Origin of the sequence: Amycolatopsis roodepoortensis (assembly GCF_014873915.1) — a bacterium.
Lineage (GTDB): Bacteria > Actinomycetota > Actinomycetes > Mycobacteriales > Pseudonocardiaceae > Amycolatopsis > Amycolatopsis roodepoortensis.
The window spans coordinates 1,068,772-1,091,375 of the sequence record NZ_JADBEJ010000005.1 but is presented as its reverse complement, the minus strand read 5'-3'; the positions used below and the strand labels follow the sequence as shown (position 1 = coordinate 1,091,375).

Here is a 22,604-nt window from a genome sequence, read left to right as displayed (position 1 = left end):
GCCTATGACCACATCCTCCACGTCCCCAGAGGAAAAGAACATCTTCGTCATCGGCCTCGACGACAGCAACGACGAGGTGCTGAGACGAATTCCCGGCGCCGACCGGTATCGCTTCCACGGCTTGCTGGAGCCCGAGGAACTCCAGCACGGCGAGATCCCGATCGTGGAACTCGTGGAGAAGGCCGAGGCGCAGCTGGACGCCTTCGACGGCTCGATCGACGCGATCGTCAGCTACTGGGACTTCCCGTCTTCGACGATGGTGGCCATGCTGTGCGAGAAGTACGGTCTTCCCGGTGTTTCGCTGGAAGCCGTGCTGAAATGCGAGCACAAGTACTGGAGCAGGCTCGAACAGTCGAAGGTGATCGACGAGGTGCCGGCGTTCGGCATCGTCGACCTGGACGAGGACGACCCGCGTCCGCCGGAAGGCGTCGACTACCCCATGTGGCTCAAGCCGGTGAAGTCGTTCTCGTCGGAGCTGGCCTTCCACGTCGGTGACGAGGACGAGTTCGACAAGGCCGTCGCGGAGATCCGGGCGGGCGTGGACAGGGTCGGCAAGCCCTTCGAGCGCGTCCTCGCCACGGTCGATCTTCCCGCCGAGGTGGCCGAAGCCGGAGGTGCGGCCTGCCTGGCGGAAGGCGAGCTCAACGGTGTGCAGGCCGCGACCGAAGGCTACGTCTACAAAGGACAGGTCACCGTCTACGGTGTACTCGATTCGATCAACTACCCCGATACCACGTCGTTCCAGCGACACCAATATCCGTCGCAGCTGCCCGAAGACGCCGTCGAGCGGATGAAGGAGATCTCCGTCCGCGTCATGGAGCAGATCGGCTTCGACAACGCCACGTTCAGCATCGAGTTCTTCTGTCACCCCGAATCCGGGCAGGCCTGCCTGCTGGAGATCAACCCGCGGCATTCGCAGTCCCACGCGGAGCTGTTCGAATACGTCGACGGGGTGGCGAACCACCAGATCATGGTCCAGCTGGGCCTTGGCCAGGATCCCCGGACGCGGCGGAACCGCGGCGACTACCGGATCGCGGGCAAGTGGTACTACCGCCGCTTCCGCGACGCGCTGGTCACCCGGGTGCCCACCCGCGGCGAGATCGCGGACCTGGAGGCGGAGATCCCCGGGGTGAAGATCGAGCCGGTGGCCGAAAAGGGGATCCGGCTCTCCGACCTGCCCGAACAGGACAGCTACAGCTACGAGCTCGCGCACATCTTCGTCGCGGCGCAGACCGAACGGGAGATGGAGAGCAAATACCGCCGGTGCGTCGAGGCGCTGCGGTTCGACTTCGAGGAGGGATAGCCCATGCGGACGGTGGCCTCGCTGCCGTACGAGATCACCGAGGAGGACCATGTCTGGATCCCGGTGTCCGACGGTGTCCGGCTGTCGGCCCGGATCTGGCGGCCGGTCGCTTCGGACGGTGAGCCGGTCCCCGCGATCCTGGAGTACATCCCGTACCGCCACCGCGACCTGACCTCGGTGCGGGACTCCGTGCACCATCCGTACCTCGCCGGGCACGGCTACGCCTGTGTCCGCGTCGACATCCGGGGTTCGGGGGAGTCGGAGGGTGTTCTCGCCGACGAGTACCTCGAACGGGAGCAACTCGACGCCGAGGACGTCCTGGAGTGGATCGCCGCGCAGCCGTGGTGTTCCGGCCGGACCGGCATGATGGGGATCTCGTGGGGCGGGTTCGCTGCGTTGCAGGTGGCGGCGCGCAAACCGCCGAGCCTGAACGCGATCGCGATCTCGTCGTTCACCGACGACCGCTACGCCGACGACATGCACTACATGGGTGGCTGTCTGCTCTCGGACAACGTCGCCGAAGCCTCCACGATGTTCGCCTACGCCACGTTGCCGCCCGACCCCGCGCTGGCGGGTGAACGGTGGCGCGAGCTGTGGAACGAACGGCTGGAGAACTGCGGTCTCTGGGCCGGCGAATGGCTGAGCCACCAGCGCCGGGACGACTACTGGCGGCACGCGTCGGTCTGCGATAACTACAGCGACATCCAGGTACCGGTCCTCGCCTCCAGCGGCTGGGCGGACGGCTACTCGAACGCGGTCTCGCGGCTGCTGGCCAATCTCGACGTGCCGCGGCGCGGGCTGATCGGCCCGTGGTCCCACAAGTACCCGCATCTCGGGCGGCCCGGCCCCGCGATCGGCTATCTGCAGGAGCTGGTCCGCTGGTGGGACCACTGGCTGAAGGACGTCGAGAACGGCGTCATGGACGGGCCGATGCTCCAGACCTGGATGCAGGACAGCGTGCCGCCGTCGACCTCGTACGAGGACCGGCCCGGCCGCTGGGTGGGCGAGCCGTCCTGGCCTTCGCCACATGTACGCCCGTCCGAGCACCGGCTCGCCCGGCACCGGATCGCCCGGCCGGGTGAGGACGTCCCGGAGGAGAACCTGTCGGTGGAGTCGCCGCTCTCGGTCGGCCAGTTCGCCGGGAAGTGGGCTTCCTACAGCGCTCCGCCGGATCTGCCCTACGACCAGCGGGAAGAGGACGGCGGCTCGCTCGTCTTCGATACCGACGAACTCACCGAGTCGTGTGAGATCCTCGGTTCGCCGGTGGTGGACCTGGAGGTCTCCGCGGACAAACCGGTGGCGCAGGTCGCCGTCCGGCTGTCCGACGTCGCGCCGGACGGCAGGGCGACCCGGGTGACCTACGGGCTGCTGAACCTGACCCACCGCGACGGGCACGACGAACCGGAGCCGCTCGAACCGGGCAAGCGGTACCGGGTGCGCGTCGAGCTCAACGCCGTCGCGCAGGCGTTCCCCGCCGGGCACCGCATCCGGCTGTCGCTCTCGTCGTCGTACTGGCCGCTGGCGTGGCCGCCGCCGGAACCGGCGATGGTGACCGTCCACACGGGACGGAGTTCGGTCACGCTGCCGGTGCGGCCGATGGCGGAGGCCGACGAGGTCCCGGCGCGGCCGTTCGACGAGCCCGAAGGGACGGAACCGCTGCCCGCGACCCAGATCGAGCCCGGTGAGCAGCGCTGGACCGTCTCGCGTGACCTGATCGACTACCGGTCCGCGCTCGACATCGTCAAGAACGAGGGCAAGGTCCGGTTCGAAGACATCGATCTGGACGTCACCAGGAACGTCTTCGAGCGCTATTCGTGGGTGGCCGACGACTTCTGCTCCCCGGTGGCGGAGACGTCCTGGTCGATGACTTTCGCCCGCGGGGAGTGGGAAGCGAGGTCCGAGACCCGAACCCGCGTTTCCTGCACCCCCACCGAGTTCGTCATCGACGCGCAGCTCGACGCCTACGAAGGCGAGCGACGGACGTTCTCCCGCAACTGGCATCGGACGGTTCCCCGTGATCAGGTCTAAGACGAGTCTTCCGGCGAAGGCGCTGCTCGCGTGGCTGCGCCTCACCAAGCGGAAGCGCACCTACGCCGAGCTCGACCGGTTCCGCCGGAGCATCGAAAGCAGCCAGGCGAAGGGAGATCGCGGGCCGATCCGCTCGATCAGGCGCCGGTTCGACGTCCACCGGTCCGAAGTGGACGGACGGCCCTGCTACACCATCAAGCCGCCCGGCGGCGGGGACGGCAAGAAGGTGCTGTATTTCCACGGCGGCGCCTACGTGCACCAGATCCAGCACGACCACTGGCGGTTCTTCGGGCGGCTGATCGACCGCACCGGCTGCTCGGTCACCGTGCCGATCTATCCGCTGGCCCCGGACCATCAGTGCCCGGAGACCACGGCGTTCGTCCGCCGTGCCTACGACGGGTTCTCCGCGGGCGCCGACCCGGAGGAGCAGATCGTGATGGGGGACTCCGCCGGCGCCGGGATCGCGCTGGCGCTCACCAAGGCGCTGCGGGACGAAGGGAGGCCGGTGCCCAAGGAGACCGTCCTGTTGTCCCCGTGGCTGGACCTGACGATGAGCCATCCGGCGCAACCCGCGCTGGACGAGCGTGACCCGTACCTCGCGCTCACCGGTCTGAACGAGGCCGCGAGGCTCTACAGCGGAGAGCTGCCGCGTACCGATCCGCGGCTCACCCCGTTGTCGGGCGACCTTTCCGGACTCGGCGCGCTGACGGTCTACATCGGAACCAAGGACGTCCTCCTCTCCGACGCCCGGCGGCTCCACACGCTGTGCACTGAGCAGGGAGTGCCGCTGAGCTACCACGAGTACGAGGGCATGATCCACGCGTGGATGCTGGCCTCGATCCCCGAAGCGAAGCTGGCGCTGGAAGAGATCGCGCATCTCGTGGATCGAGCGCTCGTGAGAATGGTGTAGCCGCGTGAAGAGCGGGTAACCGGAAGGCAACGGCCGGTGCAGCGAGGTTGTACGTCCGCCGGCTGTGAGGTGGACCGGCGTGGGCAACCCCGGCGGGGCAGGGACGTCGGCGCGCCGGTCACCGTGTCCATCCGTCGTACAGGAGCGCTCGATGCAGCAGCTGGAATCACTGGAGGAGCTCGCCGCTCTGGTCCGGCGGCGAAAAGGACTGTACGTCCGGTGGGCGCCGACTCCCGAGCACCGTCCCGGTACGAGCCTGGACGAGCTCACCGGCGCGGAACTGCCCGGACTCTCGGTGAACCCGCTCGACCCGGAACCGTGGTGGCGCGACCAGCCCCTCGAACTCTGGCTGGCCAGGCGGCTTTACGACTACTGCCACCTCCGGCACGAACGCCGTCGCGACACCAAGCCCTGGGTACTGGCGGGCCGGGTCGTCGGCTCGGGGCCGGACAACGAGCCGCTGCTGACCGACCCCGAACCCGTCGGAAGGATCTCCACCGCGGTCCTCGGCGAAGCCCGCGATCTGCTGCGCGACAGGGCCCAGCGCGACGCGGACTGGGGTCCCTTGCGCCGCCCGCCCGAACTGGGCAGGACCTGATGCGTCACTCGCGTGATCGAAGGCGACACATGCGTGATTGGAGGCGTAACTCGCGAGTTACGCCTCCAATCACGTGAGTTACGCGTTCGATCACGCGAGTTACGCCTTTGAACACGGCGCCGGCCGGACCGCCAGGAGGTCCACGACGTCTTCCGCGCGTCGCCGCTTCTCGAACCGGGCCCGTTGCCGGTCCGCCCCGCTGCCTTCGGCGGCGAGCCGGTCGCAGCCGTCGCGGACGAGATCGAGGTCGCCCGTCTCTTCGAGGGCACCGGCCGCGAAGGTGACGACGTCGTCGAGCACGTCGCTCGCCGGGGCGAGGTCGCCGGTCCGGAAATGCGGGCAGCGGCCGGAAATCCCTTCCCGGGACGCACGCCAGATCTGCGCCCGCAGGACCTCGTTGGACAGCGGTGAGGGATCCTCCTCCGTCGCGAGGATCGTGCCGACCAGCCCCCGGATCAGCACCCCGAGCAGCACCGCTTCGCCGGGGGTGGCCGCGACGTCGCCCAGCCGGAACTCCACCGTCGGCTGCTTCTCGGAAAGCCGGACGTCCCAGTAGACCATCGCGCGATCGAGGATGGCGCCCGCCCGGAGCCAGGCGTCGACGATGCTTTCGTAGTGGTCCAGCGAGGTGAACAGCGGCGGTGAACCGGCCGACGGCCAGCGGTTCCACTGCTGGTAGCGCCAGCTGGCGTACCCGGTGTCGTACCCGTCGCAGATCGCGGAATTGGCGGTCACCGTCAGCAGCGCGGGCAGGAAGGGCCGGACGTGGTTGATCACCCGGATCCCGGTTTCCCGGTCGGGGACCGCGATGTGGACATGACAGCCGCAGGTGTGCGACGTCCGCGCGGTCGCCCCGAAATGTTCGGACATCCGCTCATAGCGCGGATTCGGGGTGATGGCGGGCAAGGATGTTTCCGCGAGCGGTGCGCTCCCGCTGGGCAGCAGGCGGCAGCCCCGCCGGGCGGCGGCCTGGGCCAGTTCCGCCCGCATCGTCGTCAGCTGCCGCTCCGCCTCGTCATGGGTCGTGCAGATACCGGTGGCCGATTCGGCCTGGGAGAGGGTGAGCTCCTGCTGGAGTTCGCCCTGCTCCTCGTCGTCGTCCGCGGCGTCCACGACGGCGTCGCCCGCCGGGGCGAGGTGACCGGCCCGGTCCACCACGAAGAACTCTTCCTCGACCCCGAAGGTGAGTACGTCCTTGTTCACAACCGCTGATACCCCCGGCCCTCCCGGCACAAACTTGTTTTCGCAGGTCGTGGACGGGGTATTTCACGGCATGACACCGAAGCCGGAGGAGCCGCCGTACCTGCTGGCCGCACAGGCCGGGTCGGTCGTCCGCCACCTGTACACCAGGCTGCGGGACGACGAGCCCGCCTCGCCCGCCGACCTCTGCCGCACCATCGGGGCGTTGCAGCGGCTCACCGACGACCTCGCCAATGTCCTGCCGGGCTTGCAGAAGCAACTCGAAGCGAGCCTGCTGGCCGGCGAGGTGGGCGCGGGGGAGACGCCTGCCGAGGCATGGGACAAGGTCTCCGAGGTCGGCTACGCGCTCGCGCAGGCTCGTACCGGCGGCCTTCTGATGGCCGCCGAACTGCGCGTCTCCCAGCGAACACTCGGAGAGCTCGCCTCTTCGTGACGCTCCGTGCTCAGCTGACCGGTTGAGCGCGGACCACCGCCACCGGACAGTGCGCGTGGTGCAGCGCGTCGTCACTGACCGAACCCAGCAGCAGGCGGCGCAGATCGCCGTGATCGCTCCGGCCCAGCACCAGAAGGGCTGCTTCACTGGACTGCACGGTCAACGCCTGCGCGGCAGGCCCCACCCCGTGCACCATCTCCACGGCGACGTCCGGATAGCGCTCCCGCCATGGTTCGAGCTGCCGCGCGACGAGTTCGTCGGCGACCTCCTGGGGGAGACCGGGCGCCGGATCCAATACCGGACCGCCGAGCAGGGGCTCGCTCGCCGGCCCCCAGATCGGCATCCGCGCGACGTGCACCGCGTGCACGGTGAGCCCGTGCCGGGCCGCGAAATCGAACGCGAACCCGGCCGCCTGCGCGCTCTGCTCCGAGCCGTCGGTACCGAGGATCACCGGCCCGCCCGGCGGAGGCTCTTCGCCGCGTACGACCACGACGGGACGTCCGGCGTTCTTGGTCACGCCCGATTCGGTGGAGCCGAGGACCGCCCTGGTGAACAACCCGGTGTGGGATTCACCCAGCACGATCATCGCCGCGTCCACCTCGTCCGCGACCGAGGTCAGGACCTCCTCCGGCGTACCGCCGCGGACGACCGTGCGGACGTCGAGGCTCGGGTCGGAGCGCTTGAGGGCCTCGGCCATCGAAGCGAGTTGCCGTCGGGCGGGCTCCACTTCCGCGGCCTCGTCGGCGGCCTGGGGGACCGCTTCGTTCAACGGTGCCGCGACCGGGTCCGAGCCGGGCGGCGGAAGCCGGTCACGGGTGCAATACGCGAGGACCAGGCCCAGGTCACGCGTCTTCGCCTCGGCGACCGCCCAGCGGACGGCGCGGCGCGCTTCGGGCGACCCGTCGAAACCGGTCACCACCGGCCCGGTACCGCTCTGTGCAGCGGACATGGAACATCACCTCCGACGCCGTGGTGGTACCCGCTCCAGGCGGTCTTCAAGCGCGGCGTTTCCGCGGCCGTTCGCCGGGTAAGCGGTGGGGACAGCCCATCGGAAGCGAGGAGAAACCGTGAGCGACGCGAACCCGATCGAAATCCAGAAGTGCCTCTCGGGAGTCGACTACCCGGCGGGCAGGGACGATCTCGTCCGGGCCGCCGAAGGCAACGGCGCCGATGACCGGACGCTCGACCTGTTGCGGAACCTTCCCGACCGAGAGTACGAAGGCCCGAGCGGCGTGAACAAGGAGCTCGCGAAGTAAGGCCGACCGTTTCATCGGACGCGGTGCCGGGGTACTTCCACTCATGACCTCCTTGTCAACGCCCCGCGCGCTTGACGAGAAGCGCGCCCACCGGGTGACACCTGAAGCCCCCGGTCGTCTCCGGCTGCACGTGAGCAGGCCGACCAGGGGGACGGCCGTGGTCAAGGCGAACGGCGCGGTCGACCTCGGCACCGCCCCGAGGCTGTGGGAAATGCTGAGTCAGCGGCTCCACGGCAGCGGGACCAAGGTGATCCTCAACCTGTCCGAAGTCGAGTTCTTCGGCGCGACGGGTATCCGGGTGCTCGAAAGAGCGCAGCTGCTCGCCGAGGAATCGAGCACGCTCCTCTTCGTCTTCCCCGGTGAATGCCGTTCCGCCCGTCGGCTGCTCGACCTCCGTGACGGCCAGGACCTCAACATCTTGTAGCGGCCGTTGGTGACGCGTCACAAAGGTCAAGCACGGCCAGGCGTCCTGCGAGCGGCGAGCGCCGCGCTCACCAGTGCGACGTGTTCGAGCCGGGTCGGATCCAGGCCGGTGAGGTCGGCGATCCGGCGCAGCCGGTAATCGACCGTGTTGGGGTGGACGTGCAGGGCGGCGGCGGTCTGACGGCGACCTCCCCGGCGAAGGAAGGTCTCCAGCGTCTGCAGGAGTTCCTCGTTGCCGTCCAGCGGCGCCAGCCTGGAGGCCAGCCGGTCGAGTGCCGGCCCGGGACGGGAGAGCTGGTATTCGAGCAGGACGTCGTCGAGCCGGTAGAGCCCAGGCGGCCGCCCGGATCCGATGGCGACGGCGAGCACGTCCTGCGCGAGCTTCGCCGCCTCCGGCACACCGGCCGGTTCCGCCACGGCGGCCCCGGCGACGACCTCCGCGCCCGCGGTACGGGCGACGTCGGCGAGGACGCGTTCCAGCCGCGCCCAGTCCCGTGTGGACAGTTCGCCGGCCGGGGTTTCGTGCGGCAGTAAGGCGATTCCGCCTTCAGGGGTGAGCGAGGTCAGGACGGTGCCCCGGATCTGGCGCTCCAGTTCGACCCTCAGCCGCCGGAGCTTCCGGCGCCCGGCGACCAGCGGGTCGACCCCGTCGATCACCTCGTCCGGATGTGCCCCGACCGACGCCGCCAGGACGACGTAGCACGGCGGCAGCCGCAGCCCGGCCTGTCCCGCCGCGACCTCCGCGGGTTCACCGTCGAGCAGCGCGGAAAGCACGGTATGCCGGGCCGACCGTTCGTCATCGAACATCGTCTGCCGCTCGTCGAGGTACCCGGCGCCGACGGCGGGGGTGACCACTTCGAGGTATCGCAGGGTCAGCGCGTTCACGGCCAGGACGTCGGCGACCTCGTCGGGGCGGGCGTCCGGTGTCAGTGACGCCCAGACCACCTGGACGCCGATGTGGTACGCGGTGAGCACGATGTCGATCGGGATGCCCTCCTCCGCGCGCCGGGCCGCCGACTCGCGGAGGAGGCCGAGCTCCTCCCGCGTCGGCGTGGACCCGGTGCGCAGAGTGTCGATGAACGAGCGCAGATTCTGCTCGATCACCCGGGTGATGTCGCCGCTGAGTTCCTCGGCGGGTAACAGCCCGTACTCCGGGATCCGGGAGACGATCTCGGCGAGCACCGTCCTGGTGAGCGACGGCAGGCCTGAGGTCAGCCGTTCGGCAAGCGGGCGTCCGCCGATACGGAGGCCCTTGTCACTCGTCACAACCGCCCATCATGACAGGTGATCAGCGAGTGAGCATGTCCCGTGCCGAATCGAGGGTCGGGTGCACAGTGAAGACGGCGTCGAGACCGAGCAGCGCCATCGGGCGCAGCAAGGCACGCTCCTGGGTGACCAGGATGAACGGAACGCCCGCTTCTTCGGCCTTCGCCCGGATCTGGACCAGGACGGTGAAGCCGGACGAATCACAGAAGCTGACCGCGGACAGATCCGCGATCAGCGCCGACGGCTGGAAACGGAGCTCCTCGTCCAGCGCACGGCGCAGGTCGTCCGAGACGCCGAGATCGATTTCACCGCATACGGTGACCACCGTGTCTTCGGCGGAAGCGGTGATCGAGATGTCGAGCGAGGACACGAACCTCCGCGTCGAGCGTGCCGGGTAAGAAGTAGGAGCGCGGTAATCGGTCAAGTTGACTCCTTGCCGGTTTGGGGGCCGGCTGCTGCCCGTTGGGCATGCCAGACCCGGAAGAGGGACCCGGCGGCTGGTGTCTGAACCGCGACGGGTCAACCGTAGCAGCCTTGTGGCCCGGCACGCCGGGTGAGCGGTGCCCGGCAGGTCGTCACACCCTCCGGCTCGTAGGCTGACGGCACGGGAGGCCGAAATGACGACAGCCGAGGTGATGGCCGAACTGGCCGCGCTCGAAGACCCGCGCGCACGGCAGGTGAACGAGAAACACGGTGACGACCACGGGGTGAACCTCGGCAAGCTCCGTGCGCTCGCGAAGCGGCTGAAAACCCAGCAGGAGCTCGCGCGCGAGCTGTGGGAAACGGACGACACGGCGGCGAAGCTGCTCGCGCTGCTGATCTGCCGCCCGAAGGCGTTCGACCGCGACGAGCTGGACCGCATGGTGCGCGAGGCGCGGACCCCGAAGGTGCACGACTGGCTCGTGAACTACGTGGTCAAGAAGAACCCGCACGCCGAGGAGCTGCGTCTGGCATGGTCCGCCGATCCGGACCCGGTGGTCGCGAGCGCCGGCTGGGCCCTGACCACCGAACGCGTGGCGAAGAAGCCCGAGGGGCTCGATCTCGCCCGGCTGCTCGACGTCATCGAAGCGGAGATGAAGACCGCGCCGGATCGCCTGCAGTGGGCGATGAACCACTGCCTGGCGCAGATCGGGATCGACCACCCGGAGCACCGCGCGCGGGCGATCGGCATCGGGGAGCGCCTCGAAGTGCTCAAGGACTATCCGACCCCGCCGAACTGCACTTCGCCGTTCGCGCCTGTCTGGATCGCCGAGATGGTGCGACGGCAGGCGTGATTCCAGGGGCGGGTGGTCCGCTCGCGGCTTCGTCGGCGTTCGTGTCGCGAAAGCCACTTTCGGGACACTGGACGTCGCGAAAGTGGCTTTCGGGACACGCCTCCAAGTCGCCGGGGCAGGCCCGCTGACGTCGCGAAAGCCACTTTCCCAACCTTCAACGTTGCGAAAGTGGCTTTCGCGACACGCCACCTTTTCCGTACCTGTCGATGATCCGGTTCGCCAGTCGCGCAAGATGCCCGAAATCGGGCGACTTCATCGCAAAGAGCGTCCCTTATGGACGATTGAGGTTGCTTCAGCCGAGCGCGTCCGCCTTGATGGCCTCGAACTGGGCACCCATCCGCGCCGCGAGCGCCTCGGCCGCCCGCAACGGCCGGACCATCACCTTGAAGTCGGTGATCTTGCCCTCGCCGTCGAAGGTCAGGATGTCGCAGCCGTTGATCTCCAGCCCGTCGACGGTCGCTACGAACTCGTACACGTGGTGCGCGCCGTCCTGGATCTCGCGGACGTAGCGGAAGTCCTCGAACACGCGCAGCACGCCGCGCAGGATCGCCGCGGTGATCGCCTTCCCCTGGTAGGGCTTGAACGCGACCGGGCTGGTGAAGACCACGTCGTCGGCGAGCAGCGCCTCGATCGCGGCGGCGTCCTTCGCTTCGACCGCTTCACGGAACGTGGGCATGGGCGATCTCCTCATAGTCAACTTGTTGAGTAGACGTCGCCGAGCGTAGGTGATCGCCACGCCACTGTCCACCAAAGTGCCTAATCAACTTTGCGACTAATCCGCGCGGCACTATCATCGCGCCATGGCGCTGCGGAACGCGATCCTCGCGACGCTCCTGGACGGCGAGTCCTCGGGCTACGACCTGGCGAAGAGCTTCAACGCGTCGGTCGCCAACTTCTGGACCGCGACCCCGCAGCAGCTCTACCGCGAGCTGGACAAGATGGAGTCGCAGGGGCTCGTGGCCGCGCGAGTCGTCGAACAGCGGCGGCGCCCCAACAAGCGGCTCTTCTCCTTGACCGACGCGGGTGCGGCCGAGCTCGCCGAATTCACCACGCGGGCGCCGAAGCCGACCGCGATCCGCGACGAGCTGCTGGTCCAGGTCCAGGCGCTGGAGGCAGGCGACGACAAGGCCGTCCGGCGCGCGGTCGCGGACAGGATGGCCGTCGCCGAGACGAAACTCAAGCGGTTCGAGCGTCTTCGTGAGCGTCTGCTCGGCGAGTCCGCGGAAACCGATTTCCTTGCCACGGCGCCCCGCGTCGGGCCGTATCTGACCCTCGCGCGCGGGATCGCGTTCGAACAGGAGAATATTCGCTGGTGTGAACGGGTACTCGCGGTGCTCGACCGGCGTGATGGAGGGTGATCGGCTTGGGTGACCGGAAAACGGGTCCGAAGTTCCGTCAGGTGGTACTGGACGGCACGGACGTCCGTGAGCTGGCGGAGTTCTACCGGCGGCTGCTGGTGTGGAACTACCGCCCGGGGGACGAAGCGCCCCCGCCCGGCACCGAGGACAAGGATTGGCTGGTCCTGCGCAACCCGGACGGCGGGGCGCAACTCGCCTTCCAGCAGGTCGACCGGCTGGACGAAGCGAGCTGGCCGGACGCCGGACCGGTGCCCCAGCAACTGCATCTGGACCTGACCGTGGACTCGGTCGAGGACCTCGACGCGCAGCACGCCCGCGTCCTCGAACTCGGCGGACGGCTCCGGTACGACCGCAGCGAAGACCCGGTGGAACCCTTGCGCGTCTACGCGGACCCGGCGGGGCATCCGTTCTGCATCTTCGTCGCCTGAAACGCGCTCAGGCGCGGCACAGCAGCGCGTCAGGAGTGCGATTCGAGCCGACGCGGCCGGTGTACGCCACACCGGCGACGTACTCGCCCGGCGCGCATTGGCCTTTGTAGCGGCCCGACGCGAAATCACCGCCGGGACTTCCGGACGGCCGGTTGTCGCCGCGGTCGAACCAGACCGTCCGGCCGGTCCTGCCGAGCGGAGTGGCCGACTTACCGCACAGGAGCGCGGAGAACGCCGCGCCGGTGACGCTGTAGCCCACCGCGGCGTGCTCGGGCGGGCATTGCACCTTGGTGTAACCGGATGCCCAGTCGGTGTCCACATGGGTCTCATCGCGGACCACGGCGTAGCCCGCCGGGACGGCGAGCCTGCCGGTGCACAACCCCCGGTTCCCGGTATGGGAAAGGCCGGTGAGCTGCTGGCCGTCGGGGCAGACTCCCTTGCGCGCGCCCGGATTCCAGTCCGTCATCGCGCGAACCTTGCGCGAGGCCTGGAAATCCGCGTGGTCGAGGTTCAGCATGGACCAGCGTTCGGCCTCGGGGATTCGTCCGGAGCGGGAAGGAGCGCTCACCAGCCGCCGCCACGCTGGGCCACGCCAGTCCGTGCCGTCGAGCACGTCGGCGCGTCGGCCCGCGGTGTCCCACGACAGCAAGGACCAGCCGTTGCCCGTGTCGCCCTCGTGGAACCCGACAGCGGGCCAGTAGGCGAAGTCGGTGTCGGTCTCCGCGAGATAGCCGACGAAATTCTCGAACCAGGCCCGGCTCGCCGCGTCGGTGGTGTGCCGCCCTTCGCCGAACTCGCTGATCCAGAGTGGTGCGGTGTAATGCTTGCCGGTCTCCGCCGAGACGAAGAACGCCTGTCGGTAAAGGACATCACGCAGTTCTTGCGGCGAAAGGTCGCGGTAGCGCGGATCGTGGGTCTCGCCGGTGCCGGTCGCCCCGGAATGGTTCGGCCCGGTGTACCCGTAGAAATGTGCGGCGTAGACCAGTTTCCCGGAGTCCACGAGCGTATGCGACAGCGTGCGGGCGGGCTCCAGCGTGGGCCTGCCGTGGGGAAGGCCGTCCACGGGCAGGCCGGTCCAGTTGATGCCCTCGACGATGAGCAGCAGATCGGGATTGGCCTCGGTCAGGATCCGGTCGGCCACCCGCTGGCTCGCGCGTTGCCAGTCCGTGCCGTTTCCCCAGCCCCAGTTGGGATCGTCGAAGACGTCGCGGCGCACCTCGTTGTAGAGATCGGCACCGGCCACTCGTTTGTTCGAGGCGTAGCGGCGCGCCATGAACAGCCAGTCGTCCTGCCACTGCTGCTCGGTCTGCGCGGTGTTCCAGCGCTCGTTGCCGTCGAGACCACAGCACCAGCGGGAGGTCGTGGTGTGGTTGTTGAGGATCACCGCGAACCCGCGTGCGGTCAGCCGCGCGACGACGCGGTCGTAGACCTGCAACGGGGTGAGGCCGCGCAGCTCCGGGTTCGCCGGGAGATCGGGGACCGGCCTGGTGTCGTGGATCATCGCGTTGGAGAAGGGCAGCCGGACGCTGTTGAGGCCCAGCTCCGCCAGCCCGTCGATGATCTTGTCGATCGGGGCCCGGTCCAGCCCGAGCGGGGTCTGGTAGGCGATCTCGCCGGCGTGGTGCGTGGCCGGATCGTTCACGTCGCCCGAGCCGGTCCACGTGCCGCTCGCGCCGTGCCAGTTGGCGGCCTTCAGCTTGAACCGGTCGCCCGCCGCGTCGACGATGTAGCGGCCGCGCGTGCTCAGCGGAGCCACCCAACCCGATGGGTCCACACTGGCCACGGCGGGCGAGGGGACCACGATCCCGGCGATCATCAGGGCGGCGAGCAGCGCACTCTTGATCCTCACCCGGCGGAGGCTAGCCAGTCACGCGGCCGGTTGTATACGGACGATCGGGTAGCTTCCGCTCATGACCACCGCGCTGATCATCGGTGACCTCCAGCGAGGCATCACCGGCAACTACCCGTTCACCGGAACAGTCCTGCCGCCGATCAGGAGCCTGCTGCCGCGTGCGCGGGCGGCCGGCGCGCTCGTCGTGTTCGTCCACTTCGCCTTGCGGCGCAACGGAGCCGACCTCCCGCCGGGGAACGCGCTGTTCGAGTCGTTCCACGACGCGGGGGACACCTTCCACGAGGGTTCGGCGGGGACGGAGATCGATCTGCCGGTCGCCGACGAGGACGTGGTCGTGCTGAAACGCCGTGCCGGGGCGTTCGCCGGCACGGATCTCGATCTGGTGCTCCGCGCCCGGGGCGTCGGCACGATCGCGATCGCCGGAGTCGCGACCAGCGCCATGGTGGCCGCGACGGCCTACGACGCGGCGGACCGCGGCTATCACGTGACAGTGCTGCGTGACGGTTGCGCCGACGGTGATCCGGCGATGCACGGCTTCTTCGTCGACAAGGTGTTCCCGAGCCGGGGCTTCGAGGTCGTCTCGTGCGCGGAGTGGCTCGTCGACGGCGGATAAATCGCGGGACCGGACGGCCCCGATGTGGCACCGTGGTCGCCGACATGATCAAGTGGGCGGCTATGGAGACGAAGCGACTCGGGCGCACCGATGTCGAGGTGACGCGGCTGGGCTTCGGCGGCGGGCCGCTCGGCGGGTTGTTCGCGCCACTGGACGACGAGACCGCGGCGGGAGCGCTTGCCGCGGCGTGGGACGGCGGGATCCGGTACTACGACACGTCACCGCATTACGGGATCGGGCATTCCGAACGCCGTATCGGCGAGTTCCTGCGCTCGCGGCCGCGTGATTCGTTCGTCCTGTCGACGAAGGTCGGCCGTCTGCTGGTACCCCAGGATCCGGCAGGGAAGATGGATCCGGCGGGCTTCCACGTCCCCGCGGCGCACCGTCGCGTACGGGACTTCACCCGCGACGGGATCCGGCGCGGCGTCGAGGATTCCTTGATGCGCATGGGCCTCGACCGGATCGACGTGCTGTACCTGCACGACGCCGAGGAGTACTTCGACGACGCGCTGCGCGACGGTTATCCGGCCCTCGCGGAGCTGCGGTCGGAGGGGATCGTCGGTGCGATCGGGGCAGGCATGTACGACACGGCCATGCTGACCACTTTGGTCAGGGAGACCGATGTCGACGTGATCATGCAGTCCGGCTGCCACACGCTGCTCGATCACAGCGCGCTCGACACCTTCCTGCCCGCGTGCGAGGAACGCGGTGTCTCGGTGATCGCGGCGTCGGTCTTCAACTCCGGGCTGCTCGCCGTGCCCCGGCCGGCCGAGGGAGCGCACTTCGACTACGAGACCGCCGCACCGGAAGTCGTGGAGCGGGCGAACCGGATCGCCGACGTGTGCGAGGCGCACGGCGTGACGCTTCCCCAAGCGGCCATGGCGTTTCCGCTCCAGCACCCGGCCGTCGCCGGCATCGCGGTCGGGATGCGGTCCGCCGAAGAGGCGAGACGCAACGTGGAGTCCTTCGCCGCGGAGGTCCCCGCGCAGGTCTGGGCCGATCTGCGGGCCGCGGGTTTGATCCGTTCGACAGCGATTAGGGTGGTCTGATGGTGTCGGTGAAACAGGTCCAGGTCACGTTCGACTGCGCGAAACCCGAGCGTCTCGCCCGTTTTTGGTGCGAGGTGCTCGGCTATGTCGTGCCGTCGCCGCCGGAGGGGTTCGCCACCTGGGACGACTACAACGGCACGCTGCCGCCCGAGCAGCAGGACGCCAGCTTCGCCTGCAGTGACCCGACGGGCGTCGGCCCGCGGCTGTACTTCCAGCGTGTTCCCGAAGGCAAGGTCGTCAAGAACCGCGTGCATCTCTGCGTGCGGGCGGGCACCGGGCTCGTGGGGGAGGAGCGGCTCGCCGCCCTCCAGTCCGAACGCACCCGTCTGGAGGCGCTCGGCGCGGTCTGCGAGCGGGTCATGCTCGCCGACGGGGAGAACGAGTCGTGCATCGTCATGCAGGACATCGAGGGCAACGAGTTCTGTCTCGACTGACCTCAGGCGGCGCGAATACTGAACGTCGTGACGCAGAAGCCGCCGTCCGCCGTGCGATCCGCGATCACGGTGCCCCTGGCGGACCGTCCTTTGGCGACTCCGGCGACGTCGGCCAAGACGAATTTGGACGTCCCGCTGGTGGTCGTCACTTGAACGCGTGAACCCAGCGGGAGCAGGGAATCGATCTTGTCGTCCATGAACCTCTTCTGTGCCTCGCAGGCCAGCGCGATCGCCGACGGCTTGTCCCCGGCGGCGATCTTGGCGAGGAAGTCCGCGATCACCTGAACACCCTTTTCGGGCGGCCGGGCCGGGCGCCTGGTGATGGTGATCCTCGGACGGCTGACCCTCGTGCTGCTCGGGCTTTCCGTGGTGCTCGTGGGGGACGTGGTGGTCGTCGTATTGGTGGGCGGGACGGGCAGCGAGATCCCTGGTCCCTTGCGCAGCAGGAAGCCGGGTGCGGCGAACGCGGTGACGCAGAAGGCGACCAGCGCGATCACCGCGACCAGGATCCCGATGGCGACACCGGGTTTGACGGTCGGCGGCTGGGTGTTCCGCGGTTCGGGCAGTCCTGGATAGGTCATCGGATTCACCTTTCGTGCGGATCTGGATCGGCGATCCGACGAGGTGTTTCCGGGGTGGGTTCCGACCCTTTCGGAGATCTTACGGTCGCCGCGAAAGGTGTTCCGCGACAGAGAAAAGCGTGCTTCCGGCGGGTTCGCGCGACGGACGCGCGAACCCGCCGTGGCCTCAGCAGGGTTGCAGCAGCCAGCAGAGCCGGTACTTCGCCTGGTAGGTCGTGGACGTACCCGGCGCGATGATGTTCTGCGTCCGCGCGCCGCCGTGCGCCCAGCCGGTGTAGGCGTACTTCAGGTTGAGCGGCGGCAGGTTCTGCGGGCTGTCCGCGCTGATCGAATTGGTGGATCCGGCGATCACCGTCCGGGAGAACGGTGTGCGCTGCTGCGTGCCGCCGACGGTCAGCATCGCCTGGCTGGGATTGGAAGTGAAGTTCAGCGACACCGTCTTCGGCTGGAGGTCGACCGTCTTGCTGCCGGTCCGGCCGGTCGAGTCGGTCGCGGTGAGCGTCAGCTGAAGGTACGACGGGTAGTCGTGGTCCGGCGCGACGAACGAGCCCGCCGCGACGCCCGGGAAGTCCTGGACGTTGTGCGTGTGGCAGGTGCCGTTGGTCGCGCAATGCCGGATCGCGAGCCGCCACGAGAGCGCCGATGCCGGGAGTTGCCCGTCCTGGGCGTCGACGGCGCGGCCGGAGAAGGACACGTTCTGGCCGACGGACCAGGTCAGCGTGCCCGCCGGGTTGTCGATGACCGGCACCGGGTCGAGGCCCTCCGGGTTGCCGACGGTCACCCGCACCGTCGTGGTCGCGCTCGCGCCGTGGGAGTCCGTCACCCGCAATCCGGCGTCGACGGCGGCGGCCGCGGTGTAGGTCCAGGTGGGGCCGGCGGCCGACGAGTCGTCGTACGCGCCGTCCGCGTCGAGATCCCAGGCGTAGGACAGGGTGTCCCCGGCGTCCGGATCGGTGGACGAGGTGCCGTCGAATCGCACGGTCAGCGGAGCGGGCCCGCTCGTCGGATTCGCCGTCGCCACCGCGGAAGGCGGCCGGTTGGTGCCGCCGGGGTGGCTCACGCGACGGAGTTCGCCGCTGCCCAGCGCGACGTAGAACAGGTCACCGCCCGGCCCGGTGAGCACCTGCACCGGGACGTTGGCACCGGTCACGAACGGTACGAGACGGTTCGGGCTCGGCTGGCCGCCGACGGTCTGCATGGCCCAGACGCAGCCACGGGACGAGTCGGAGAAGAACAGCGCGCCGGCGTACTCGGCGGGGTAGTTGCTGCCGGATTCGAACGCGATCCCGCTGATCGACGAGCCTCCGGTGGGGCAGGGATCGCTCGCCACCACCTTGGCGCGGTGGTTGTAGGCGTAGTACGGGGCGGAGTGCCCGCCTGCGGAGTACAGGGACTCGCAGCGGTCGAGGTTCGCGCCGTCGTACCCGGCCTGCCTGGCGTTGCCTTCGAAGCAGGGCCAGCCGAAGTTCTCCGCCACGCCGTCGCCGACGTCGGCGACGCGGTTGATCTCCTCCCAGGTGTCCCAGCCGACGTCGCCCGCCCAGAGCTCGCCGGTGCCCGGACGGAAGCCGAACCGGAACTGGTTCCGCGAGCCGTAGGCGATCACGCGCCGGGCGTTGGCGTCGGCGCTGTTCGCGAAGGGGTTTCCGGGGACGCCTTCGCCGGTGTCGGGGTCGATGCGCAGCACCGTGCCGTTGAGCAGGACCGGCTGCCCGGCCGGTCGCCGCGGCGACTGCGAACGCAGCGCGCCGCCCTCCGCCGTCGGTGGCGCGAGGTTCGTCCCGGCGGGTGAAGGCGGATCGGCGCACGGGTTCCCTGCCTGGCCGTAGTCGGCGAAAGTGAAGCTGGCGCCATCACCGCCGCCGGCGTACAAGGCACCGTCCGGGCCGAAGGCGAGCGCGCCGACCGAGTGGCTGGGGTACTGCTGGCACCAGCCCGTGACCAGAGGTTTTTCGCTGACGGCCGTGCCCGCCGGACCCATCGCCAGCTGCGAGACCCGGCCGGTCACGACGCAACCCTTGTCCGTCGCGCCCGGCGGGGTCGGGCAGGTGTCACCCCATCGCGGCGCGGTCCCGCCGGGTTCCGCGTCGAGGGTGTAGGAGACGTAAACGTATGGCCTGGCGGGAAAAGCGGGATCGACGGCGAGCCCCAGCAGGCCGCGATCCCAGAAGTCCTGGGTCTGCGTACGGAGATCGGCGAACACCGTCGCCGTCGAGTCGGCGAGCGAGTCGAACACCTTGACCAGACCGCTCTTTTCGGCGACGAACACCCGGCCGTCCGGCGCGAACGCGGTGGCCGTCGGCGAGCTGAGCCCACCGATCGCCACCGTATCGGTGAATCCGGCCGGCACCGCGGCTTCGGCGGGTGCGACGGTGACGAGACCGACCGCGAGCGCGGCGGCCAGCGGGCCGACCACGCCCACCGCCAGCGCGCGCCGTGATCTTCGGGGGAACGGGAAACGACGGGAAGTCAGCACACGAACTCCTCCTGCGCGGGGACCGGCCGGAAAAAGACGGCTCTCGGGTATGCCGTGTGGAGGCCGGAAGTTGTTACGCGTCTGCCAGAAGACGTGCACACGACGCTGAGGGGAGCAAGGGACCTTTGCCACCACTTGTCTCAACATCGAGAGAAACGAGAGCAAAGGTCCCTTGCTCGCCCGCGCAGCGGGGACCGCTGTGGAGACCGTGTGGATTTCCGGTCATCCAACGCACCAAAATCCACACAGTCAGGTCGCACCGCTACGCGGAGGACGGGGGCGTGCCTACCTCAGCCCGTGGCGGCGGGCAACCCGGTCAGCCGGGCGAGCGCGCCGAAGCCGTCATCGGTGCCGGGCCAGTGCGCGCGGACGGCGTCGAGCCCGGCACGGCGGACGACGCCACGCAGCACGACGGTGACGATGATGGCGTCGTCGGCATAACCAAGAACGGGGATGAAATCCGGGACGAGATCGAGGGGAAGGGCGAGGTAGACCAGCAGCAGCGTGAGCCTGATCCGCACGCCGCGCGGCAGCGTCTCGTCCGCGGCTAGACGGCGGATCAGCCGCAGCACGTCGGGCAGCAGCCGCAGCGCCTCGCGGAGCAGTCCGCCCCGCGGCCGGGCGATGACGAGTGCCACGACGAGCGCGAGCCAGGCCACGAGCAGCGCAGCGGCGAGGCCGAGCAGCAGATCCCACCAGAACGATCCGGTCATCGTGGCCCGGGGGCTTCGGCGCGCAGAGCGGCTTCCTCGAAGGCGGCGAGTTCGACCGCGGCCTGCTCGACCGCGGCGCGGGCCTCCTGACCGCCCGGAGCGGCGAAATAGTCGCGGGCGGTGATCTTGCCCAGCCAGCCGCGGAACCGGTTCAAGTCGGCTTCGGATTCCTCGACTTCCGCATAGGTGGCGTTGCCGCGAGCCTGTTCGTCCGCGAGTTCCCGTCGCAGTTCGGGAAGCCGTTCGAGGACTTCGGCGTACTCGGCGTCTCGCGCCTCGTTCAGTTCGGCGATCACCGCCTCTTCCTCGGACGGGTCGGTGAACGCCATCGGCAGCACGCGCGCCGTCCCGCCTTGATGGCGGACCCGGTCGGCGAGACGGCGTACCTCCCGCGCCACCTCCGCTCGCGCGGGGAGCAGGCACACCGATTGCTGCAGGTAGAGCGCGCCGAGGGAGCGGAGTTTGCGCCAGACCTGGACACGTAGCGAGTCCGGGCCGCCGGCGGTGGACACGCTGATCACCAGCCAGCCCTCCTCGCGCGAATCATCTGTCACATCGGCATGTTACATCCGTAACATCGAGCTGGCGTGCGGGCCATTCACCCGTTCGGAATAGGATCCGCTTCGTGGTCTCCCTTAGGCGGGTCTCGGAGCAGTGGCGTCGGCTGTCCGGCCCGGTCTGGTATCTCCCGGTGGCCTTGACCCTTTTCGCCGGATCGCTGCTCCCGGCGCTGCAGAGCCACGGCACGCAGTTCGGCGGGATGCCGAACCGCCCGTACGATCTCTTGGCCGTGGCTGGGATCGCCCTTCAGTGCGTCCCGCTCGTGGTGTGCGCCCGGTGGCCGGTGGCCTGTTTCGCGGTGGTGTCACTCGGTTTCGCCATCGACCAGTTCGGGGGTTACCACTCGGTCGCGGGCACGGCGCTGCCGATCGCCTTGCTGACCGTGGGCCTCCGGCTGGACCGGCACCGCCGCGTGGTGGCGATCGCGTTCTCGGCGGTCTACCTCGCGACGGCGATCGCGTTCGCTTCGCTCGGCGGGACGGAGCCCGTCTCGGGGTACGTGACCTTCTATCTCGCGCTGGTGCTGGCGTGGGGGATCGGGACGTGGCTGCGGTCCAGCCGGGCCGCGGAAGAGGAACGACGGCTCCGCGTCGCCGAAGAGACGCGAACGGCCGAACGCGCCCGTATCGCCGCCGAACTCCACGACGTCGTGACCCATCACGTGACTGCGATGGTCGTGCAGGCCGAAGCGGCCCGGTACCTGACCGACGCGCCACTCGATCAGAGCCTGACCGCCGTCGCCGACACCGGGCGGCGGGCCATCACCGACCTGCGTCATCTGCTCGACGTGATCGACCCGGGCCACGGCGCCGAAGCGATCCCGACCCTCGTGGAGCGCACCCGCCGGGCGGGGCAGCCGGTGGAGTTCTCCGAACAGGGCGAGCCCGCGGCGGGGGACGCCGGCCCGGTGGCCTACCGCGTCGTGCAGGAGGCGTTGACCAACGCGCTGAAACACGCGCGCGGCAGCCGCACCTCGGTGCTGGTGCACCACGGAGATGGGGAGATCACCGTCGCGGTGGACACGGAGGAGTCCTTGTCCATCACGGAATCCACGGGCGGCGGCCGGGGCCTCGCCGGGCTCCGGGAACGGATCGACCGTCTGAACGGCGAATTCAGCGCGGGCCGCCGAGGCGACGGCGGGTTCTCCGTCCGCGCCCGCATCCCCGCGGGGAGCCCGTCGTGACCGCGCCGACCCGGGTGCTGGTCTGCGACGACCAGATGCTCGTCCGCACCGGGCTGGTGACCATCATCGGCGCCCAGCCCGATCTCGAGGTGGCGGGCGAATGCGGCGACGGCCGGACCGCGGTCGACCTCGCCGCCCGGTTGCGCCCGGACGTCGTCGTGATGGACGTCCGCATGCCGGTGCTCGACGGTATCGAGGCCACCCGCCTGCTGGCGGGAGCCGGTGTGGCCGAGCCCGGCAAGGTGCTGGTGGTGACCACGTTCAATCTCGACGAGTACGTCTACCGGGCGTTGCGCGCCGGTGCGAGCGGGTTCCTGCTCAAGGACACCCCGCCCGACCGGCTGCTGCACGGGATCCGCACCGTGGCCGACGGCGCGGCCCTGCTGGATCCCGAGGTGACCCGGCAGCTGGTGGGCAGATACGCCGCCCGGATCCGGCCCCCGGAGGAGCAGGACCCGGACGGCGGTCCGCTGACTCCCCGGGAACTGGAGGTGCTCCGCCTCATCGCGGACGGCCTCTCCAACAGCGAGATCGCCGCGACCCTCATGATCAGCCAGGAGACCGTCAAGACGTTCGTGTCGCGCATGCTCGCCAAACTCGGGCTCCGCGACCGGGTCCAGGCGGTCATCTACGCCTTCCGGCACGGCCTCGCCACCTGAACCGTC

General features: G+C 69.3%; 25 protein-coding genes. 15 read left to right on the top strand and 10 right to left on the bottom strand.

Translation table 11 applies throughout. From position 1 onward, the window contains the following. Positions 1–4 precede the first annotated feature (4 nt). The 4 genes from H4W30_RS24430 to H4W30_RS24415 all read left to right on the top strand — a co-directional run bounded on the left by H4W30_RS24430 (position 5) and on the right by H4W30_RS24415 (position 4,839). Complete coding sequence (locus H4W30_RS24430) at positions 5–1,303, top strand: ATP-grasp domain-containing protein (RefSeq protein ID WP_192744995.1); 1,299 nt, start codon at positions 5–7, stop codon at positions 1,301–1,303. A gap of 3 nt (positions 1,304–1,306) precedes the next feature. Then, positions 1,307–3,331: a CocE/NonD family hydrolase gene (locus H4W30_RS24425; RefSeq protein ID WP_192744994.1), complete on the top strand. Its 2,025-nt coding sequence runs from the start codon at positions 1,307–1,309 to the stop codon at positions 3,329–3,331. Beyond that, positions 3,318–4,241, top strand: coding sequence for an alpha/beta hydrolase (locus H4W30_RS24420; protein WP_192744993.1), 924 nt, complete (start codon positions 3,318–3,320; stop codon positions 4,239–4,241). Before H4W30_RS24425 ends, H4W30_RS24420 begins: the two co-directional genes overlap by 14 nt. A 151-nt stretch (positions 4,242–4,392) precedes the next feature. Continuing rightward, positions 4,393–4,839, top strand: coding sequence for a DUF6098 family protein (locus H4W30_RS24415; protein WP_192744992.1), 447 nt, complete (start codon positions 4,393–4,395; stop codon positions 4,837–4,839). 99 nt (positions 4,840–4,938) lie between these two features. Here the strand turns inward: H4W30_RS24415 and H4W30_RS24410 are convergent, their stop codons facing one another. Beyond that, positions 4,939–6,042, bottom strand: coding sequence for a carboxylate-amine ligase (locus H4W30_RS24410; RefSeq protein ID WP_192744991.1), 1,104 nt, complete (start codon positions 6,040–6,042; stop codon positions 4,939–4,941). Between the two features lie 70 nt (positions 6,043–6,112). Here H4W30_RS24410 and H4W30_RS24405 point away from each other — a divergent pair, with 70 nt between their 5' ends. Next, positions 6,113–6,472: a hypothetical protein gene (locus H4W30_RS24405; protein WP_192744990.1), complete on the top strand. Its 360-nt coding sequence runs from the start codon at positions 6,113–6,115 to the stop codon at positions 6,470–6,472. 10 nt (positions 6,473–6,482) lie between these two features. On the opposite strand, the gene H4W30_RS24400 is transcribed toward H4W30_RS24405, so the two are convergent. Beyond that, entirely contained in the window at positions 6,483–7,421 is a 939-nt protein-coding gene (locus H4W30_RS24400; protein WP_192744989.1) for a universal stress protein, read from the bottom strand. A gap of 118 nt (positions 7,422–7,539) precedes the next feature. On the opposite strand from H4W30_RS24400, the gene H4W30_RS24395 reads away from it, so the two are divergent. Together H4W30_RS24395 and H4W30_RS24390 are read left to right on the top strand one after the other, a co-directional pair. Then, the gene (locus H4W30_RS24395; protein WP_192744988.1) at positions 7,540–7,728 is read left to right on the top strand and encodes a DUF2795 domain-containing protein; all 189 of its coding nucleotides are present in this window, start codon (positions 7,540–7,542) and stop codon (positions 7,726–7,728) included. A 43-nt stretch (positions 7,729–7,771) separates the two neighbouring features. Further along, the gene (locus H4W30_RS24390) at positions 7,772–8,152 is read left to right on the top strand and encodes an STAS domain-containing protein (protein WP_225949855.1); all 381 of its coding nucleotides are present in this window, start codon (positions 7,772–7,774) and stop codon (positions 8,150–8,152) included. Positions 8,153–8,178: 26 nt separating this feature from the next. On the opposite strand, the gene H4W30_RS24385 is transcribed toward H4W30_RS24390, so the two are convergent. After that, on the bottom strand, positions 8,179–9,417 hold the full coding sequence (locus H4W30_RS24385) for a PucR family transcriptional regulator (protein WP_192744987.1): 1,239 nt from the start codon (positions 9,415–9,417) through the stop codon (positions 8,179–8,181). Positions 9,418–9,439: 22 nt separating this feature from the next. Next, complete coding sequence (locus H4W30_RS24380) at positions 9,440–9,841, bottom strand: STAS domain-containing protein (RefSeq protein WP_192744986.1); 402 nt, start codon at positions 9,839–9,841, stop codon at positions 9,440–9,442. 193 nt (positions 9,842–10,034) lie between these two features. On the opposite strand from H4W30_RS24380, the gene H4W30_RS24375 reads away from it, so the two are divergent. Then, positions 10,035–10,691, top strand: a complete 657-nt coding sequence (locus tag H4W30_RS24375) for a DNA alkylation repair protein (protein WP_192744985.1) — start codon at positions 10,035–10,037, stop codon at positions 10,689–10,691. Between the two features lie 292 nt (positions 10,692–10,983). Here the strand turns inward: H4W30_RS24375 and H4W30_RS24370 are convergent, their stop codons facing one another. Then, positions 10,984–11,367 carry a nuclear transport factor 2 family protein gene (locus H4W30_RS24370; RefSeq protein WP_192744984.1) on the bottom strand — a complete coding sequence of 128 codons (384 nt, stop codon included), beginning with the start codon at positions 11,365–11,367 and terminating at the stop codon, positions 10,984–10,986. 124 nt (positions 11,368–11,491) lie between these two features. Here H4W30_RS24370 and H4W30_RS24365 point away from each other — a divergent pair, with 124 nt between their 5' ends. Both H4W30_RS24365 and H4W30_RS24360 read left to right on the top strand, forming a co-directional pair. Then, positions 11,492–12,049: a PadR family transcriptional regulator gene (locus tag H4W30_RS24365; RefSeq protein ID WP_192744983.1), complete on the top strand. Its 558-nt coding sequence runs from the start codon at positions 11,492–11,494 to the stop codon at positions 12,047–12,049. Positions 12,050–12,054: 5 nt separating this feature from the next. Next, positions 12,055–12,477, top strand: a complete 423-nt coding sequence (locus H4W30_RS24360; RefSeq protein WP_192744982.1) for a VOC family protein — start codon at positions 12,055–12,057, stop codon at positions 12,475–12,477. A gap of 7 nt (positions 12,478–12,484) precedes the next feature. Here H4W30_RS24360 and H4W30_RS24355 read toward each other — a convergent pair whose 3' ends face one another. After that, positions 12,485–14,293: a glycoside hydrolase family 5 protein gene (locus H4W30_RS24355; RefSeq protein ID WP_192746798.1), complete on the bottom strand. Its 1,809-nt coding sequence runs from the start codon at positions 14,291–14,293 to the stop codon at positions 12,485–12,487. Positions 14,294–14,387: 94 nt separating this feature from the next. On the opposite strand from H4W30_RS24355, the gene H4W30_RS24350 reads away from it, so the two are divergent. The 3 genes from H4W30_RS24350 to H4W30_RS24340 all read left to right on the top strand — a co-directional run bounded on the left by H4W30_RS24350 (position 14,388) and on the right by H4W30_RS24340 (position 16,425). Continuing rightward, positions 14,388–14,942 carry a cysteine hydrolase family protein gene (locus tag H4W30_RS24350; protein ID WP_192744981.1) on the top strand — a complete coding sequence of 185 codons (555 nt, stop codon included), beginning with the start codon at positions 14,388–14,390 and terminating at the stop codon, positions 14,940–14,942. Between the two features lie 62 nt (positions 14,943–15,004). After that, complete coding sequence (locus H4W30_RS24345) at positions 15,005–15,991, top strand: aldo/keto reductase (RefSeq protein ID WP_192744980.1); 987 nt, start codon at positions 15,005–15,007, stop codon at positions 15,989–15,991. Further along, the gene (locus tag H4W30_RS24340; protein ID WP_192744979.1) at positions 15,991–16,425 is read left to right on the top strand and encodes a VOC family protein; all 435 of its coding nucleotides are present in this window, start codon (positions 15,991–15,993) and stop codon (positions 16,423–16,425) included. Before H4W30_RS24345 ends, H4W30_RS24340 begins: the two co-directional genes overlap by 1 nt. Positions 16,426–16,427: 2 nt before the next feature. On the opposite strand, the gene H4W30_RS24335 is transcribed toward H4W30_RS24340, so the two are convergent. From H4W30_RS24335 to H4W30_RS24320, 4 genes are all read right to left on the bottom strand, one after another. Continuing rightward, positions 16,428–17,006: a hypothetical protein gene (locus H4W30_RS24335; protein ID WP_192744978.1), complete on the bottom strand. Its 579-nt coding sequence runs from the start codon at positions 17,004–17,006 to the stop codon at positions 16,428–16,430. A 166-nt stretch (positions 17,007–17,172) separates the two neighbouring features. After that, positions 17,173–19,422, bottom strand: coding sequence for a PQQ-dependent sugar dehydrogenase (locus H4W30_RS24330; protein WP_192746797.1), 2,250 nt, complete (start codon positions 19,420–19,422; stop codon positions 17,173–17,175). Positions 19,423–19,772: 350 nt separating this feature from the next. Further along, positions 19,773–20,195: a YkvA family protein gene (locus H4W30_RS24325; RefSeq protein ID WP_192744977.1), complete on the bottom strand. Its 423-nt coding sequence runs from the start codon at positions 20,193–20,195 to the stop codon at positions 19,773–19,775. Beyond that, complete coding sequence (locus H4W30_RS24320) at positions 20,192–20,749, bottom strand: Chromate resistance protein ChrB (protein WP_192744976.1); 558 nt, start codon at positions 20,747–20,749, stop codon at positions 20,192–20,194. Before H4W30_RS24320 ends, H4W30_RS24325 begins: the two co-directional genes overlap by 4 nt. Positions 20,750–20,820: 71 nt before the next feature. Between H4W30_RS24320 and H4W30_RS24315 the strand changes: the two genes are divergently transcribed. Together H4W30_RS24315 and H4W30_RS24310 are read left to right on the top strand one after the other, a co-directional pair. Beyond that, positions 20,821–21,939, top strand: coding sequence for a sensor histidine kinase (locus tag H4W30_RS24315; protein WP_192744975.1), 1,119 nt, complete (start codon positions 20,821–20,823; stop codon positions 21,937–21,939). Next, on the top strand, positions 21,936–22,598 hold the full coding sequence (locus H4W30_RS24310) for a response regulator (protein WP_192744974.1): 663 nt from the start codon (positions 21,936–21,938) through the stop codon (positions 22,596–22,598). Before H4W30_RS24315 ends, H4W30_RS24310 begins: the two co-directional genes overlap by 4 nt. Positions 22,599–22,604: the final 6 nt, after the last annotated feature.

Coding starts and splice junctions, on each gene's coding strand:
- H4W30_RS24430 (WP_192744995.1), top strand. CDS start 5: ATGACCACATCCTCCACGTCCCCAGAGGAAAAGAACATCTTCGTCATC.
- H4W30_RS24340 (WP_192744979.1), top strand. CDS start 15,991: ATGGTGTCGGTGAAACAGGTCCAGGTCACGTTCGACTGCGCGAAACCC.
- H4W30_RS24325 (WP_192744977.1), bottom strand. CDS start 20,195: ATGACCGGATCGTTCTGGTGGGATCTGCTGCTCGGCCTCGCCGCTGCG.
- H4W30_RS24345 (WP_192744980.1), top strand. CDS start 15,005: ATGGAGACGAAGCGACTCGGGCGCACCGATGTCGAGGTGACGCGGCTG.
- H4W30_RS24370 (WP_192744984.1), bottom strand. CDS start 11,367: ATGCCCACGTTCCGTGAAGCGGTCGAAGCGAAGGACGCCGCCGCGATC.
- H4W30_RS24335 (WP_192744978.1), bottom strand. CDS start 17,006: ATGACCTATCCAGGACTGCCCGAACCGCGGAACACCCAGCCGCCGACC.
- H4W30_RS24355 (WP_192746798.1), bottom strand. CDS start 14,293: ATGATCGCCGGGATCGTGGTCCCCTCGCCCGCCGTGGCCAGTGTGGAC.
- H4W30_RS24350 (WP_192744981.1), top strand. CDS start 14,388: ATGACCACCGCGCTGATCATCGGTGACCTCCAGCGAGGCATCACCGGC.
- H4W30_RS24365 (WP_192744983.1), top strand. CDS start 11,492: ATGGCGCTGCGGAACGCGATCCTCGCGACGCTCCTGGACGGCGAGTCC.
- H4W30_RS24375 (WP_192744985.1), top strand. CDS start 10,035: ATGACGACAGCCGAGGTGATGGCCGAACTGGCCGCGCTCGAAGACCCG.
- H4W30_RS24405 (WP_192744990.1), top strand. CDS start 6,113: ATGACACCGAAGCCGGAGGAGCCGCCGTACCTGCTGGCCGCACAGGCC.
- H4W30_RS24425 (WP_192744994.1), top strand. CDS start 1,307: ATGCGGACGGTGGCCTCGCTGCCGTACGAGATCACCGAGGAGGACCAT.
- H4W30_RS24415 (WP_192744992.1), top strand. CDS start 4,393: ATGCAGCAGCTGGAATCACTGGAGGAGCTCGCCGCTCTGGTCCGGCGG.
- H4W30_RS24390 (WP_225949855.1), top strand. CDS start 7,772: ATGACCTCCTTGTCAACGCCCCGCGCGCTTGACGAGAAGCGCGCCCAC.
- H4W30_RS24400 (WP_192744989.1), bottom strand. CDS start 7,421: ATGTCCGCTGCACAGAGCGGTACCGGGCCGGTGGTGACCGGTTTCGAC.